The 15,979-nt window shown below is 72.4% G+C and carries 9 protein-coding genes; all 9 read left to right on the top strand.

Annotated elements, in window-relative coordinates:
• Window positions 1–10 precede the first annotated feature (10 nt).
• The 9 genes from LJE69_RS16675 (at window position 11) to LJE69_RS16715 (ending at window position 15,727) form a co-directional block, all read left to right on the top strand.
• Window positions 11–9,214 (top strand): hypothetical protein, encoded by a 9,204-nt coding sequence (locus LJE69_RS16675; RefSeq protein ID WP_296927152.1) that lies wholly within the window; start codon window positions 11–13, stop codon window positions 9,212–9,214.
• A 402-nt stretch (window positions 9,215–9,616) separates the two neighbouring features.
• The gene (locus tag LJE69_RS16680; protein WP_296927153.1) at window positions 9,617–10,369 is read left to right on the top strand and encodes an Imm49 family immunity protein; all 753 of its coding nucleotides are present in this window, start codon (window positions 9,617–9,619) and stop codon (window positions 10,367–10,369) included.
• A 1,073-nt stretch (window positions 10,370–11,442) separates the two neighbouring features.
• Complete coding sequence (locus LJE69_RS16685; protein ID WP_296927154.1) at window positions 11,443–12,003, top strand: Na+/H+ antiporter subunit E; 561 nt, start codon at window positions 11,443–11,445, stop codon at window positions 12,001–12,003.
• On the top strand, window positions 12,000–12,290 hold the full coding sequence (locus tag LJE69_RS16690) for an MrpF/PhaF family protein (RefSeq protein WP_296927155.1): 291 nt from the start codon (window positions 12,000–12,002) through the stop codon (window positions 12,288–12,290). The genes LJE69_RS16685 and LJE69_RS16690 overlap by 4 nt, the downstream gene beginning before the upstream one ends.
• On the top strand, window positions 12,287–12,643 hold the full coding sequence (gene mnhG / locus LJE69_RS16695) for a monovalent cation/H(+) antiporter subunit G (protein ID WP_296927157.1): 357 nt from the start codon (window positions 12,287–12,289) through the stop codon (window positions 12,641–12,643). Before LJE69_RS16690 ends, mnhG begins: the two co-directional genes overlap by 4 nt.
• Before the next feature lie 10 nt (window positions 12,644–12,653).
• The gene (locus LJE69_RS16700) at window positions 12,654–12,950 is read left to right on the top strand and encodes a hydrogenase subunit MbhD domain-containing protein (RefSeq protein WP_296927158.1); all 297 of its coding nucleotides are present in this window, start codon (window positions 12,654–12,656) and stop codon (window positions 12,948–12,950) included.
• A complete protein-coding gene (locus LJE69_RS16705; protein ID WP_296927159.1) occupies window positions 12,943–13,698 on the top strand; it encodes an MnhB domain-containing protein in 756 nt (251 codons plus the stop codon). The genes LJE69_RS16700 and LJE69_RS16705 overlap by 8 nt, the downstream gene beginning before the upstream one ends.
• On the top strand, window positions 13,695–14,228 hold the full coding sequence (locus LJE69_RS16710; RefSeq protein WP_296927160.1) for a sodium:proton antiporter: 534 nt from the start codon (window positions 13,695–13,697) through the stop codon (window positions 14,226–14,228). The genes LJE69_RS16705 and LJE69_RS16710 overlap by 4 nt, the downstream gene beginning before the upstream one ends.
• Window positions 14,225–15,727 carry a proton-conducting transporter membrane subunit gene (locus LJE69_RS16715; protein WP_296927161.1) on the top strand — a complete coding sequence of 501 codons (1,503 nt, stop codon included), beginning with the start codon at window positions 14,225–14,227 and terminating at the stop codon, window positions 15,725–15,727. The genes LJE69_RS16710 and LJE69_RS16715 overlap by 4 nt, the downstream gene beginning before the upstream one ends.
• The last annotated feature ends 252 nt before the right edge of the window (window positions 15,728–15,979 follow it).

Genomic DNA, 15,979 nt, shown 5'->3' on the forward strand with positions numbered 1-15,979 from the left:
CGTCGCCGCCATGCCGGATGCGGCCCTCGAGCCCGTGCCGCGACGCGCCGTCGACGCCCGGCCCGCGGACGCCGTGCCGGGCCGCCCGGACCCGGTGCGGCGGCTGGAATCGATACCCGCCACGCTGAGCCCCACGGTCGGCGCGGACACCAGCGCCGACACAGACTTCGACGCCGGCACCGATAACCGCGCCGACGCCGCCGCACTGCCGGGCTACCTCACCGGCGAGCCGGCACAGCGGCAGACGCCCGGCGGGGTCGGCACGCAGACACCGACCAGCGTGCCGGGCGCGAATGCCGATCAGGGCCCGTCCGCCGGCCGCGCCCCGACGCGTGCAACCGCCGAGCGTGCCGGCTCCAGCGGCGGCAACGGCCGCGAGCCGGCCGCCACCCGCGGTGATGCCGCGCGGGGCGATGCCGACCGCCGGCAGGGCGACGCGCAGGGCCAAGCCGGGGATCGATCTCAGGGGTCGGCTCAGAGATCGGATCAGCCGCGAGCACAGGCCGCCACGAACGACGGTGCCGGCGGCGGCGGGCCGGCGCCGGACCAGGGGACAGCACCGGCGACAGACCGGGCGACAGACCAGGCACCGGCGGATGAGCCGCTACCGGAGGTGCCGATCACAGTGCTCGGCATCGACCTGCCGGAGGTCCCCGCCCCGCCCGCCGCGGCCCGCGAGCGCGCCGAGCAGATCCGCACCCGCACCGGCATGCCGCCGTCGCTGCACCACGCCCAGGTGCGCGCCGCCATGGCGGCGCTGGTGGAGTCGGCGCGGGCCGGGCAGCGGATGATCGTGTTCGAGACCGAGCACCTCGCCCGCCAGACCGGCTTCGAGCTGATGTTGCTGACCGGGCCGGTGGCCGCGGCCATGGCCCGCGGCATCGCGCGGGTCGAGCATGGCATCCAGCAGGCCATCGACGCGGTGGACCAGGTCGCCGACGCGGCCCGCGCACACCTCGACACGCAGGAGCAGAACCTCGGCCAAAAGGGCAAGAAGAAGCGCGAGGAGGTAGTCGCGGAGGTCCACGACGGGCTGGTGGGCAACGACGCAGCCATGCGCCAGGCCTACGACGAGCTGAAGACCCGATTCGCCAGCAGCTACCTGGACAAGGCGAAGGAGCGGGTCGGGCAGATCCTGGAGACGGGCAAGGCGACGCCGTTGGCGTTGCCCCAGTTCCCGGCTCCCGAGGGCAGCGCCGCGGCGAAGGGCGAGCAGGCCCCGGCGCCCCGCTGCGCCAAGTCCAACGCGACGCGGACCATGTCGCAGGCGAAGGCCGCGCTGGTCAAGTACGTGAAGGCCCAGGACGAGGGCGCCATCGGCCGCTGGGTGGAGAAGCGCACGCTGCCGGTGCTGGAGCGCGATCACAAGGTGGAGCTGGCCCAGCGCAGGACCGAGCTCAAGCGGCGCGCCGGCGCGCTGAACCTCTACGCCGGGCTCTTCCTCAGCGCGGCGCTGGGCATCACCACGCCGGTCGGCAGCCGCTACCGCAAGCTGATGGAGGCGCGGCCCGAGGAGGCGCGGCGCGCCTTCGCCACCGACGCCGAGCGCCGGGCGGCGGACTTCGCCCGCTACCGCCGGCAACTGGAAGACAAGCGCAACGGCGTCAAGGACTACCTGCGCCACGACCTCAAGCCCCGGCTCATCAAGGGCCTGCGCAAGGCCGGCCGCAAGGCCATCGCCGGCCTGCGCCGGCAGGCGCGCACCGTGGAGCGCTCGCTGGCCGCGACCGCGCCGGAGCTGGCCGCCGCCTACCCGGAGCTGGTGCAGCGCGCCGCCGCGCTGCTGCCGCCGGGGCAGTTCCTGGACGCGCGCCGCCTGACACCGCTGCTGGACAAGGCGCGCGAAAGCGCCGCGGCGCTGCCGGAGCAGCAGTTGCCGATGCTGCGCGAGCGCGCGGGCGCGATGCACGCGCGCATGGCCGCGGGCGCGGCCGACACCGCCGCCAAGCTGGACGAGCAGGCCGGCAAGGCACTGCGCGGCATCGACGACCTGAAGCAGGGCGTCGCGGTGGACATGAACCTGTTCGTGTCCCAGAGCACCGGCGTGGTCACGGCGGCCATGGGCGCGACCCTGAGCCACGCCCACGACTACGCGAAGCGGCGCATCACCGCCCTGCTGGCCACCAAGGACGACCCGGAAGGCCAGCTCGCGCGCACCATGGCCGCCTACGCCGGCAGCATGAACCAGGACCTCGCCTGCGCCTGTAGCGCCTACCTCGATGCCGTCGAGGCCTATCGCGTGCGCATGCAGGACCAGACGCTGCGCCAGGTGATCAAGACCACCCGCGGCGACCTGAACGATCGGGCGCATCGGGCCGACGACGCCATGCCGGTGCGCAGCCTGGGCACCGCCGGCATGGTGGCGCTCACCGTCGTCAGCCCGGTCGGCGGCCTGATTTACGCGACCTCCACGCGCGCGAAGCCGGACACGGTGTTCGACGCCGTCGGCGGCCTGCCCTGGCCGGGCCCCGGCGCCGTCGAGGCCACCTTCAACGACCAGAACCCGGACACCCTGCGCCACCGCATCCGGGAGGTGCTGGACGCCGACGACGCCCGCACCGTGCGCGGCCTGCTCTCAGGCAATGCGCTCTCGCGCAAGCGCGCCCGCGACCAGGTGGTGGACGACTCCCTCGGCATCTTTTCCGGCGACGCCTGGTTCGGCAACTCCCGCCAGACCCGCGAGAACGTGCTCAGGGCGCAGGCCTTCGAGCTGATGGCGGACCCGGCCGCCGCGGCCCAAGTGGGGCCGGCCGAGCGCGCGCGCACCCGGGCGATACTGCGTGAGAAGCTCTCCGGCCCGGAGCTCACCATCTCCACCAGCTACCTGGACCTGAACCCCGCCGGCGCGCTCGCCGCGCGCATCGAGGAGCGCCGGGTGCAGGCCCGCGACCGCCAGGACGCGGAGCTCTTCAGCCTCGCGGCCGACGTGGAGCAGATGACGCGCCAGGAATTCGCCCTCTCGCCGACGGGCGCCGCGCTCACCAACGACGAGATCCAGGCCCACTTCGACGCCGCCATCATCGAGTTCGCCCGCCAGCGCAGCGGCGCCGGCGACCAAGCCCCGAAGCTGAAGGACGCCCGCGAGACCTTCATCCACGCGATGACCGCGAACCGCGACCGCACCGCGGCGGAGCAGGCGTTCGCGGACCCCACCGCCGGCCTCGGCGAGCACAACCGGGGCGAGGCCGTCGGCCGCGAGACCACGCGCTATGTGCGGGACCTGACCCGGCACGGCCTGTTCAGCGACCAGGCCTGGGCGTCCAAGGCCGCCTACGAGATGCACCATGCCGAGGGCGAGTCATTCGGCCCGTCGGAGGACAGCCAGCACCGCGTCACCCTGGCGCTGGAGGACCTGACGCTCGCGCGGCTGCGGCGCGACCTCGACGAGCGCCGCGCCTACTACCAGTCGCACCCGGCCGAGCACCAGGCGGCGCTGAACGCCCTGCACCGGGCCGAGCGCGAGCGCGCCGCGCGGCTGCGGCTGCTCGCGAGCCGCCTCGCCGCCGACGACGCCGCCCGCAACACCAGCGCCGGCAATGCCGACAGCGCCGCGAATACCGCCGCGAAGCGGGTCGCTGGCATGAGCGACGAACAGGTCCAGGCCAGCGTTTCCACGCGCACCCAGCGGCTCTTCAGCGGCGTCGAGGACGTGAGCCGGCTGCGCACGGGCACCACCGGCGCGGACGACCTGACCGACGCCGAGAAGCGCGCCCGCTACGGCCGCGAGCTGGTGGAAGGCGGCCGCGCCAGCGTCGTGTCGACGACATACCTCGCCACCGCGGACGCCGGCACCAACGAGACGCTACTCAAGCACGGCCTCACCGGCCGCTCCGCGCGGGAGATGGCGTCCGCCCGCGGCCAATGGCGAAGCGAGGAAGGCACCAGCTTCGACAACTTCCTGGGCCTCGGCGACCAGGGCGGCCTCGGCTCGGAAGTCTCGGGCGACCTCGCCTTCGAGCTCACCGAGCTGGCCCGCGGCGATCCGGTCACCGACCGCGGCCACATGGAGGCGGCGCTGCGGCACGAGCGCTTCCAGCGCGTGTCGGGCACCGGCGGGCTGGGCAGCATGGCCATGGACGGCACGCCGGAGCAGGCTTACATGGCCCGCCAGCGCGGCGCGCTGGCGCAGCAGATCATCGCCGCCGCCCGGGCCAACGCCCCGCCCGGCACCGAGATCCCGAACGACCCGTCGGCGGTGCTCGGGCCGGACGGCCGCATCGCCGAGCCCTACGCCACCTACGCCTTCGGCCCGGGTCCCAACGACGCGACCCTGCCGCCGGAGCAGCAGGGCGGGCACTTCCGCGGCGATCGCATCAGCATGCTGCGCAGCATGGACCACCTGGAAGGCGCCGCGCGCAACTACCAGGCGGAGCTGGACCGGCAGGAATCCATCCTGACCGGGGCCATCACCGCGCTGGCGGTGGCGATCTCGGTGGCGCTGATGCTGATCCCTGGCGTCAACCTGGTGGCGGCGGGCGTCATTACCGCGCTGGTGGCCGGTGCCGCCACCATGGCCGTGAAGGCCGGCATGCGCGGCGACCGCTACGGCTGGGAGGAGGCGGCCACCGATGCCGCGCAGACCGCCATAGAGGCCACCATGGCCGGCGTCGGCGGCGCCCTCGGCGGCGGGCTCGGCGACGACGCGGCGACCCTGGCGGGCAAGCTCGCCGGCGTCGGCAGCAAGCTCAACAGCACCTTCGGGCGCGTCGGCGGCGCGGTGGTGCGCGAGGGGCTCACCGGTGCCATGGGCAGCGTCGCCCAGACCGCCATCCAGGACGACACCTGGCACAAGGGTGCCGGCAACGGCCTCATGGAGCTGCTCAAGGCCGGCGGCCGCGGTGCCGCGGTGGGCGCCGTATCCGCCGGTGTCTCCGAGGGGCTGGATGCGAGGCTCACCCGCTCGCTCGCGCGCGGCGCCGACCCCGAGGATTTCTCGCGCATGGCCAGGCTGAGCCGCCGCCTGGGCCCGAAGGCCGGCGGCATGCTGCGCGAGGGCGTCGGCGGCGCGCTCGGCAGCATGGCGGGCGAGACCGCCGGCGTGCTGTTCGACGTGGGCACCGGCAAGCACAAGGGCACCTTCGACGACGCCCTGATGCAGATCGGCCAGGCCGGGCTCAAGGACCTCTGGTCCGGCGCCGCCCGCAACCGCGTGATGCAGCGCAACCGCAGCCGCTACCGGCGCATGCTGGCGGACGCGGTCCGCTCCGGCAGCCCGAGCCCGGCGCAGCTCCGGGCGCTCCGGCTCGCCGGCATCAGCGCCGGCGAGGTCTTCCCGCGCCAGGGCCTCGACGCGGTGGCGACGCAGGTGCAGGCGGCGCGCGACAGCGCCGCGGTGCTGCCGCCGGACCTGCGCCGGGTCGCGCTGGAACAGGGCATGAGCGCCGAGACCATTCAGGCGCTACTCCGCCGCCTGCATGGCGACACCGGGCCGGACGCCCCGGACCGCCGCCAGCTCATCGCCGACCTCATCGAGAAGCACCCGGGCATGGACGTGGCGGGCTTCATGGCAGACCTCGACGTGCACGTGGCGCGCCGCGAGCGGGCACGGCGCCTGTCCAACGTGCCGCCGGACCTGCGCGACACCCTCTCCGCCCTGCCCGACCACGCCCTGGTCCTGCTCCGCGTCGCGCAGGCACAGCAGCGCGACCTGTCGCCGGCGGAGCGCACGCGAATGCTGGACGACGCCCTGCGCGAGGCGCCAGGCCTGGACCGTCACGCGCTGGACACCGCGCTGGACGCAGCGCTGGACGCAGCGCTGGTGCGCACCCGCGGCGAGCCGGTCCAGACCGCCGCCGAGCAGGCGAGCCTCCGCGCCGCGCTGCTGGACTCGGTGCCGGACGCCCAACGCCACCTGGTGGCGGACACGCCTGTCATCCTCATGCGCGCCGACGAGTTCGAAGCCATGACCCGCTCCACCAGCGGCCAGGCCGTGACGCTCATCATCGACGGCCGCCCGGTGGTGGTGCTGCGCGAGGGTGCGGACCCGGCCGTCCTCGGCGAAGAGGGCCTGCACGTGCTCCAGGCCAGGGACCCGGCCTGGGCGAAGCACATCGGCAGCCTCGACGAGGTGAGCCTGAGCGACTGGCAGCGCATGCCGCTTGCCGAGCGCGCGGCTCGCTACGGCAACAAGCTCGATCTGGAAATCGACGCCCAGCAGCGACGCATCGCCGACCTGGAGCAGCGCGTCGGCGCCGCCGACGACCCGGCCCTGCGCGCCCGGCTCGCCGACCAGCTCGAGCTCACGCGCAGGGCGCTCGCCAATCTGAACCGCCGCGCCGGCGAGGTCGGCAGCCTGACACCGGAGACCCTTCAGGCCATGGACGCCGGCATCCTGACGCGGCCCGGCTGGCTGGAGCAGCCGGCGCGGCTGTTCAACAAGGCGGAGGAGCCGCGCGCGGGCGGTCTGCGCGCGCGGCTGGCGGATCTGGCCCAGGGGCTCGCGGAACGCCTCGGGACGCACGGCGGCACGGCGGAGCAGGTCCAACGGCTGCTGGCGGAGGCAGAGCGACTGGCCGGTCTCAGCACCGGCGCCGGCGCCCTGGCCAGTCGGCTGAAGGGCGAGATCGGCCCGCTGCTGGCGCTGCTGCACACGTCGCTGCGCGGCACGGCGGGCGCGGATGCCGGCCTGCGCGAGCGCATCGTCAACCTCGGTGACGCGCTGCTGGACCGCTATCTCCGCCCCGACCTCGGCGACCTGGCGCTGGATCTCGGCGACCTGGATCTGGCGCCGCGCTTCGCCCTGCCGGAGCCCGCGCTGCAACCCGCGCAGGTCTCCGACCGGGCGGCGGCGCTGCGCGCCTTCATCGCCGCCCACCCGGAACTGGACGCACCCGCCCGCCAGCGCCTCGACGGCGCCATCACCGATGCCATGGCCGACGGCCTGCACCGGCTCGGCACCCGGCTGGAGGGGCCGGCCTTCCTGGCGCTGCTGCGGCGCTTTGCGGCGTCCTATGAGACCAGCCCGCACTTGCGGCAGAAGGCCGCGGAGGCCCTCGGCGAGATCGCCGACCTCGCCCCCGGCGGCTATGGCATGCGCGAGCTTGGGCGGCTCCTGGAACAGTTGCCCGCCGACGGCCCCCAGCGCCTGATGTACCGCGAGGTGGAGCAGTTGCGCACCGTGCTCCAGCGCGGTGCGCCCTGGACGGCGCCGGCGCTGGAGGGACTCACGGCACGCCTGCGGCCGTTGACGACGCAACAGCGCCGGGACCTGCTGCGGGGGCTCGCGCAGCACCCGCGACTGGTGGCTACCCTGCGCATCGAGCTGGAGCAGGAGGCGATGCTGCGGATCGCCGGCAGAGCGGCCGCGCTCGCCAGGGACGAAACCGCGGTTGCCGCCGCCTTCGCCGACGACGTGGCCACGGCGGTGGAGCAGTACGGGCCGGACAATGCGCGGCGGTTGCTGGAAGGTCTCGCTCGCATGGGCGCCAACGAGACCATGGCACGAGTGGCGCGCGGGCTGGTGCAGATACCGGTGCTGGTGCCCAAGCATCTGCCGGATGCCCCGGAGCTGCGCCGGCGGCTGTTGCTGGCCGTCATCCAGGGCGGACGCTCGGACCTCTCGGCGGCGCTGCTGCCGCAGGTGCTGCCGCGGCTCGCGGCGGACGGACAGCGCCGGCTCGCAAGCCTGCTCGGGGAGGTCGGCGCCGGCTCCCGGCCCTTGCTGCTGACCACGGTGCGCGATCTGCAGGACACCGTGGCGGCGCTCCACCTGCCGCCGGCACGCCGCCATGAGCTGCTCGCCGGCCTGCTGGAAAGCGCCCACACGCCGCGGGACAGGATGGACTTCCTGGCCAACGCCGCTCGGCTCCTGCAGGCCGCGCAGGCGGACACGCCGGCGCGCCTGTCCGAGCTGGTGGATTATCTGCTCACCGGCCGCGGCAACGCCGAGCAGCAGGCTTGGCTCGGCAGCGACCTGGTGAAGGCCGTCAACCGGCTGGACGACGGCATCGGCATCGGCAAGCTGCTGGACCAATTGGCCAACGATCCGCCGGCGCTGGCCGGCGGCGACCCCTGGGTGCTGCAACTGCGCCAGGCCCGCGAGGACTGGCAGGCGCTGCCGGACCCGCCCCCGCTGTTCGCCGCGCTGGTGGCCGACGCCACCGCCAGCCGCACGGGCTGGAACGACGGCCACCGCGGCACGCTGCTGGAGCAGTCGGCGTGGCTCGCGAAGCAGCTCCAGTTGGAGCTTCAGCCCACCTTGCCCTTCACGCCGACGCGGGCGCAGGCCAGACAGATGCTGGCCGACCTGCGCGCGGCGCTGGACGCCGGGGCCGACGGCGACCTGACCGTCACGGTGGACGGGCATACGCTCACCGTTTCCCGCGCCGAGCTGCTGGCCAAGCTCGGGGCCGTCCTCGACGCCGCGCCGGTGCCGACCTCCTCGGACCGGTCCGGCCGCGTCGGCCGAGCCTTCCGCGAGGCCGTTGCCGATGCCGACACCGAGCTGCAGGGTCCGGCACCGCTGAAGGACCTGCTGGAACGCGTCGGCGCCGACCCTGACCCCGCGAACAATCCCGCGGTGCTGAAGCAGCACCTGGAGGCGCTCTACGAGCAGGAGCGCAAGTACCAGCGCCTGGTGCACTTCGCCGAGGAGATGGGCGTGGACACGGCAGGCCTCAATCAGCAGGTCACCGAGGTGGTCGGCGAGTTCGCGCTGACCAAGTACATGCTGGCGGAGACCGATGCCGAGCTGATCGGACCGTTCGCAAAGGGCACGGGCTTCGACCAGGTCTGGCGAGCGTCGGATGGCACCCTGATCATCGGCGAGGCGAAGGGGCCGGGCGCCAAGCTCGGCAACCCCAACAAGGGGCCGCAGATGTCCGACCAGTGGGTGCTGGCGACGCTGCTGGAGATGATCCGCACCGGCGGCTCCAGAGCGGTCAGCATCGACGGCGCCGCGGACCGGCCGCTCGCGGAGATCCTGCTGGAGGCCGCGCTGGGCGGGGAGCCCAGGATCCGCGGCGTCGTCATCGAGGCGCAGGACGCCCGAACGTACGACTGGAAGGCACCGACCCCGAACAGCGACACGGGTTGGAACGGTTACGACCTGCGCAACCTCGATCTCTGGGATCACCCGCACATCCAGGCCCTGCTCAGGAACCCGGACGTCGTGACCAAGCTCGACGAGGTGCTCAGCACGCTGCCGGATACCGACGAGAACAAGGAACTCATCGAGCAGATCCATGCGGCCATCACCGCCGCGCAAGGCGGCTAGTACAGCGACGTGGACATTCCGAGACGTGCTCGAGCCGAAGCGACATTCCGACACTGTGAAGGCATTCGGTATAGCAGCTCTTGTGGGAGCGGCACTCTTGGTGCCGCGACCGGCGGCGAGGCAGCCGACCACGCCCAGAGCAACTGCCAACTGGCAGGCAGCCTCTCAGCTATCGTCGCGCCACAAAAGGCAGTGGCGCTCCCACGACGGCGCGCCTGGAGCGGCCGTTACGGGAGGTCGCATCAACGCGGCGTAATCCGACGTTGGGCGACGGTGCGCCATTGATTGTCCGGTTACGCCGTCGCTGACCCAACCTACGATACTTGCCCGTGTCGCCAGGGCGACACGGATCAGCGCCGCGGGCGGCCTCGAGAGTGGCCTCGATACTTCCGTATACCAGCCATGCTCAACCAGATCACCCCAGCGCAGATCGCCCGCTACAAGCGCTTTTACGTACCCGGCGCCGAGGCGAAATGGACGCCCTTCCGCCGCCACCGCCATGCCTATCTGCTCGGGCTGCTGGCGAACCTGGAGGGCGACATGGCCGGGCTGCGGCGGCATTTCCGCGAGGCCGCCGTACAAGGCGTGGCCCTGCTTGAGACGCGCATTCCCGGCGAGATCACCGGCGGCGACGCCATCCGCCAATTGGAGATCCCGCTGATGACGGCGGCGGCCTTCGGCGACCTCGCGCTACGCGGCGCCCTGGCCGCGCTGCCGCGCGCGCTGTGGTTTCTGCCGGAGAGCAAGCCGGAGCTGGGGCTGGCGGAGGGCTTCGAGGCATTGCGACACCTGGCCGCCGAACAGCCAGTGGAAGCGCCCCCTCTGGAGTCCGTGCCGAATGAGGCTCCGGAAGACAGCCTCGCACCCCCCTTCGGCTGGGCGCACCCGCTGGCCCGTGCCATCCTCGGCATCCTGCGGGGCGATGCCGGCGAGCTGCACCGCGGCTGCGCGAGCCTGCTGGACGGCCACGAGCACGAGGCGCGCGCGGGCAGGTGGACCCGCGTCCCCGAAGGGCTGGTCGCCCTCTGGCCGCTGGCGCTGGAGGCCGTCGCCCGGCGCCGCGGGGTGACGGCCGGCGTCACCAGCCCCTACCTGCCGCTGGCGGCGCTGGACGTGCCGGCGCCGGCTGATGACGACGCAGCATCGGGCACGTGAAGGCGTGCTTCAGAAGACAGCGCAACGATCCGCTCCGAACCGGTCAGCGATGCCGCACGTGCCGATCGGGCTGGCACGGAAGCGCCAGACAATCAGGTAGTTACGGCGCGCGATGTCGGGCTTCGTGCCTCAGCCCAACCTACCGGAGACGCACGCCCTGTCTCCCTTGCAAGGGCGCGCGCGTCGGCTATGCTCTGGTGACAGGACACCTCTGCAGTGGAAACCCGTCGCGAGGCGGGGCGCGCAGCGGTTCGCACGGGCGTTGCCCGCGCGGGTCATCCAGTCCGAAGCGGCATCATGCCACGCGCGTTGCTGCGCGAGTCTTCGGCGGACCTGCGACAGCGGCAATCGAAACGCCATTCAACGTGTGGTCGCCAAGCGTCAACGGCGGAGCAGTACGGCGGGCAGCGCACCTTGCGCGTGCCCGCCGGCGTGTCCTCTCCCCTCCTCCATAGCCATGCCTCCTTAGGAACAGCGCCGCGATCGCGCACGCGCGCCCGTGGGAGCGGCATCCCCGCCGCGACTCCCTGGACACCTCCCGGCGGACTCGGGCTCCGTGAATTTCGCCGCGAATCCGTGGAAGTATTGCTCGCAACGCCGAAATGGCGCAGATCGTAGGTCGGGTTAGCGACAGCGTAACCCGACCATCAACGGCGCGCCGTCGCCCATCGTCGGGTTACGCTGCGCTGAACCGACCTCCCATAATGGCTAACCCAGGCGCGCCGGCTTGGGAGCGCCACTGCCTTTTGGGGCGCGACAATGGCTGGGAGGCTGCCTGCCGCTTGGCGGTGACTCGGGGCATGGTGTGCTGACTTGCCGCCGGTCGCGGCACCGAGAGTGCCGCTCCCACAAGCGCTGCTACACCAAAATATTTCCACAGTCTCTGCGCCCATCCAACCCGGCCAAGGCCCGCCGCCCGGAGGTCGCCGGAAAACCCCAGCCGATGCCAGGTCAACTATTCATCGCTCCGTCATGTAACCCGCAGGGTGTACCGTGTTAGCCTTTACGCCTGTTGCCGCCCGCGCGATGGCGGAACGCCAACGAGGCAACGCACTGCACGAACGAGGTCTCCTGTGCAGCAAGCACAATCCAACGTCCAGCCGCCCGCGGAGTCACCAGCGAGCACCGATCCGCGGCCGGGCATCCCCCACCTGCTCTTCACCTTCGCCGTTTCTCTGCTCCTCTGGGTGCTGCTGGTCGGCAGCCTGGACGCGCAGGAACTCCTGGCGGGCGCCGTCGTCGCACTGTTGGTGACAGTGGTTGCGGCGCCGCGGCTCGGCATCTTCACCGGCATGCGCTTCTCGCCGGCCGCGCCGATCCACCTGGTGCGCTACCTGGTGCGCTTCTTCGTCGCGCTGGTGATCGCCAACTTCGATGTGGCGCGGCGGGTGCTGTCGCCGTCGCTGCCTATCCGCCCGGCCGTCGTCGAGGTCCGCACCGAGCTGCGCTCGGCGCTCGGGCGCATGCTGCTCGCCAACAGCATCACGCTGACCCCCGGCACGCTCACCATCGATGTCGAGGACGATCGCCTGCTGGTGCACTGGATCGACTGCCCGCCAGGCACGGACCTGGCGCACGCGACGGCGGCCATCGCCGCCGGCTTCGAGCGCCACATCAAGGGGTTCCTGAAATGACGCTGAACCTGCTGGAGATCGCCGCCTTTCTGCTGGTGGGGATGGCGCTGCTGCTCGGGCTGCTGCGGTTGGTGCTGGGGCCCGGCGCGGCGGACCGCATCGTTGCCGCCGATACGCTGTCGGTGACGGCGACGGCGGGCATCGCCGGCTTCGCGCTGTTCTACGACACGCCGCTGTACCTGGACGTGGCGCTGGTGTTCGGGGTGCTGGCGTTCGTCTTTGTCGTCGCCATCGCGCGCACCATCGAGGCAAACCGGCCGGGTGCCGACATGGAGGAGCAGGCGTGAGACTTATCGGGGATCTGTTCCTGCTGCTTGGCGCGACCTTCCTCGCGCTGGGGGCGCTCGGCATCGTGCGCATGCCCGACGTCTACAACCGCATCCAGGCGGGCACCAAGTCCGTGACCCTGGGCGCCGTATCGTTCCTGCTGGGCGTCGCACTGGTGCACCCGGCCTGGTGGGCCAAGGTGCTCTGCATCGCTGGCTTCATCCTGTTCACGAGCCCCGTGGGCAGTTCCACCATCGCCCGGGCGCTGTTCCAGGCCGGCGTGCGGCCCTGGCGCGCCGACGACGGCGGCGCACCCGCGCCGGCCGCACGCCAATTGCCGGACGCCTCCGGCCCATCCGCCACGGAGTCGTGAGGAGCCGACGTTGGACCTGCAAACCCTCTTTGCCCTGTTGGCCGTCCTGCTGGTGCTGGTGTCCGCGCTGCTGATGCTGGTGCTGGACAACATGATCGGCGCGGTGGCCGCATCCGGCGTGGTATCGCTGGGCGTCGCGGTGCTGTTCGTGCTGCTGCACGCGCCGGACGTGGCCATGACCGAAGCCGTGGTGGGCGCCGGGCTCTCCGGCGTGGTACTGGCCTTGGGGCTGCGCCGGCTCGGCCTGTGGCGGCTCGACGCCGGCGCCACTCGCCAGAGCGCCGCGGGAGACGAGCCCGATGCGTAACATCGCCTCGCTGCTCTTCACCGCCGGGCTCGCCTTCCTGCTGCTGGTGATCGCCGCGCAGCTCGGCTTCGGCGAGCCGCCCATGCGCATCGGCGGCGACATCCTGTCCCAGGCACCGGCCGAGGTGGGCGCCACCAACATCGTCACCGCGGTGCTGCTGGGCTACCGCGGCATCGATACCTTAGGCGAGTTGTCCATCCTGTTCGCCGCCGCCACCGCCACCGGGCTGGTGCTGGTGCGCGGGCGCAAAGACTGCGAGCACCACGCCGAGGAGCCGCCCGGCGGCTTCATCCTGCGCACTGGCGCGGACCTGCTGTTTCCGCTGCTGCTGGTGGTGGGCTTCTACATCATCGTGCACGGTCACCTGACGCCGGGCGGCGGTTTCCAGGGCGGTGTGATCCTGGCGGCGGCCTTCTTCGTGCTGGTGCTGGCGCGGCCGGGCAAGGACGGCTCGGGCGGCATGAGCCACACGGCCATCGCCGTCGTCGAGGGACTCGCCGGCGCCGGCTTCATTGCGCTGGGGCTGTGGTCGCTGTGGGACAACGGCGATTTCCTGAAACCCATGCTGGGCCATGGGGTGATGGGCGAGTTGCTCTCCGCCGGCACCCTGCCGCTGTTGTCGCTGGCCGTCGGCCTCAAGGTGGGCGCCGAGCTGGCGGGGCTCATGACCCAGCTCGCCGAGCAGCCGGCGACGGCCCAACATCCGCACCAGCACCCGCACCCACACTCGGAGGACGGCGGGTCATGAGCGCGCTCAACCTCGACACCCTGAGCTTCGCGGCCATCCTCTACGCCGGCGCCATCGGGCTGCTGGTGATCGGCGCGGTGGGCATGGTCATGGCCAACCACCTGTTCCGGATGGTGCTGGCGCTGGCGATCGCCGAGGCGGGCGCGAACCTGCTGATGGTGCTCACCGGCTGGCGGGGCGAGGCCGTCGCGCCGATTCTTGGCGTGCACGAGGCGGGCGTTCCCATGGTGGACCCGATTCCGCAGGTACTGGTGCTGACGGCCATCGTCATCGGCGTCGGCGTGCAGGCGCTGGCGGTGTCCGTGCTGCTGAAAATCCATCGCATCTACGGCACGCTCGACGTGCGCGAGCTGCGCCGGCATCTGGAGCTGGACATCTGCCGCGACGCCGGCATCGTGCCCGACGGCAGCCGCGAGGCACCGGCGGGCGAGCGGCCCCTCCCGCCGCCCATACCGCCATCCATTCCAGCACGAGCCGCCGCTGCCGCATCCGACCGGCCCCTCTCCGACCCCACGGGCGCCTCCCAATGACCGGCCTGTTCTCCGTCACCCAGAACCACACCGTGCTGCCGGTCGTGCTGCCGCTGCTGGCGGCGTTCCTGATGCAGCCGCTCGCCCGAGTCTCCGCGCCCGTCGCGCGACTGCTGGGGCCCGCGACACTGGCGGTGTCGGCCTACCTGCTGATCCGGCTCTGGCTCGCCTTCGGTAGTACGCCCTACTCGCTCGCCATCGGCGGCTATGCACCGCCACTCGGCATCGTCTTCTACGTGGACCGCCTCGCGCTCCTGTTCGCCACCGCGGTGCCGGTGCTGGCGCTTTTGTTCTGGTCCCGCGGCGAGGGCGACGCGGACGCGGCGCGGCGCGACGCGGTGATGCTGCTGCTGGCGGCGGCCGCCACCGGACTCGCCCTGTCCGGCGACCTGTTCAACATCTACGTCTTCTACGAGCTCACCGCGGTGGCGAGCTTCGGGCTCATCAGCCTGCGCGCCACCGGCGCCGCCTACATCGCCACGGTGCGCTACCTGCTGCTGTCGGCCTTTGGCTCAGTGCTGGCGCTGGTGGGCATCGCCATCGTCTATCTCGACACCGGCACGCTGAACCTGGCGCATCTCGCCGTGCTGGCGCCCGAGAACCTGGCCGGGCCCACGGGGCTCGCGGCCTTCGCGCTGCTGCTGATCGGCTTCGGCATCAAGGCGGAGCTGTTCCCGTTGAACACCTGGGTGCCGGAGGTCTATGCCACCGCGCCGGCGCGCATCAGCGCGCTACTGGCGGGGCTGGTGTCCAAGCTCGCGGTGATCGTCGTGGTGCGGCTGTTGGTGCTTGCCTTCGACGGCACCGGGGCGGCGCAGCTCATGCTGGCCCTGGGCGCACTCGGCTTCATCACCGGCGAGCTCGCCGCCTGGCGGGCGCGGGACCTGAACCGCATGCTGGCCTACTCCAGCATCGGCCAGCTCGGGCTGGTGTTCATCGGCTTCTCGCTGTCCGGCACCGCCGGCGTGCTGGCCGGGCTGGCGCTGGCGCTGCACCATCTGGTGATCAAGTCGGCGCTGTTCGCACTCGCCACCCGCTGGCGCGGTGCCCTGGAGCGGCTCACCGGTGCGGCGCGCTCAGCGCCCATCGCCGCCGCGCTGGTGGTGCTGTTCGCGCTGTCGCTCATCGGCGTGCCGCCGCTGCCGGGCTTCTGGGCCAAGCTGCTGGTGCTGTTGGGGCTCGCGGACCTGTCGACGCCGCTGGCGCTGGGTGCGCTGGCCCTGGTGCTGCTCGGCACCGCGGTGGAGGTCAATTATCTGTTCCGGCTCGTGGTGCGGCTCTACGGCCGGCCGGATGACGCCGCAGCGCCGGCGCCGCCGCGGCCGAAGCTGCTGGACCTCGGCATCGCGTCGGTGGCCGGCGTGCTGCTGCTGGTGACCACGATCGCCGTCGGGCCGGTGTCCGGCTGGCTGCGCGGCATCGCCGAGCAGGCCGCGGACCGCGCCGTGTACATCGAGACAGTGTTGCCTGACATGCTGGTTCAGGCGCGGACACCCTGAGCGCGGACTTGCGACTGCGGCCGGTCTGCCGAGGAGGCGTCCCGGCCGGCCGGCGGGACGCCGGCCATCCCAGTTGCCGGCGGGACGCCGGCGCTCCCAAGCGCGGACATCGTGCGAGCGCCGGCACACTGGGAGCGCCGGCACACTGGGAGCGCCGGCATCTTGCCGGCACACCGGGAGCGCCGGCATCTTGCCGGCACACCGGGAGCGCCGGCGTCCCGCCGGCACACTGGGAGCATCGGCGTCTCGCCA

This window comes from Thiohalocapsa sp. (genome assembly GCF_022340605.1).
In the GTDB taxonomy this organism is placed as follows: domain Bacteria; phylum Pseudomonadota; class Gammaproteobacteria; order Chromatiales; family Chromatiaceae; genus Thiohalocapsa.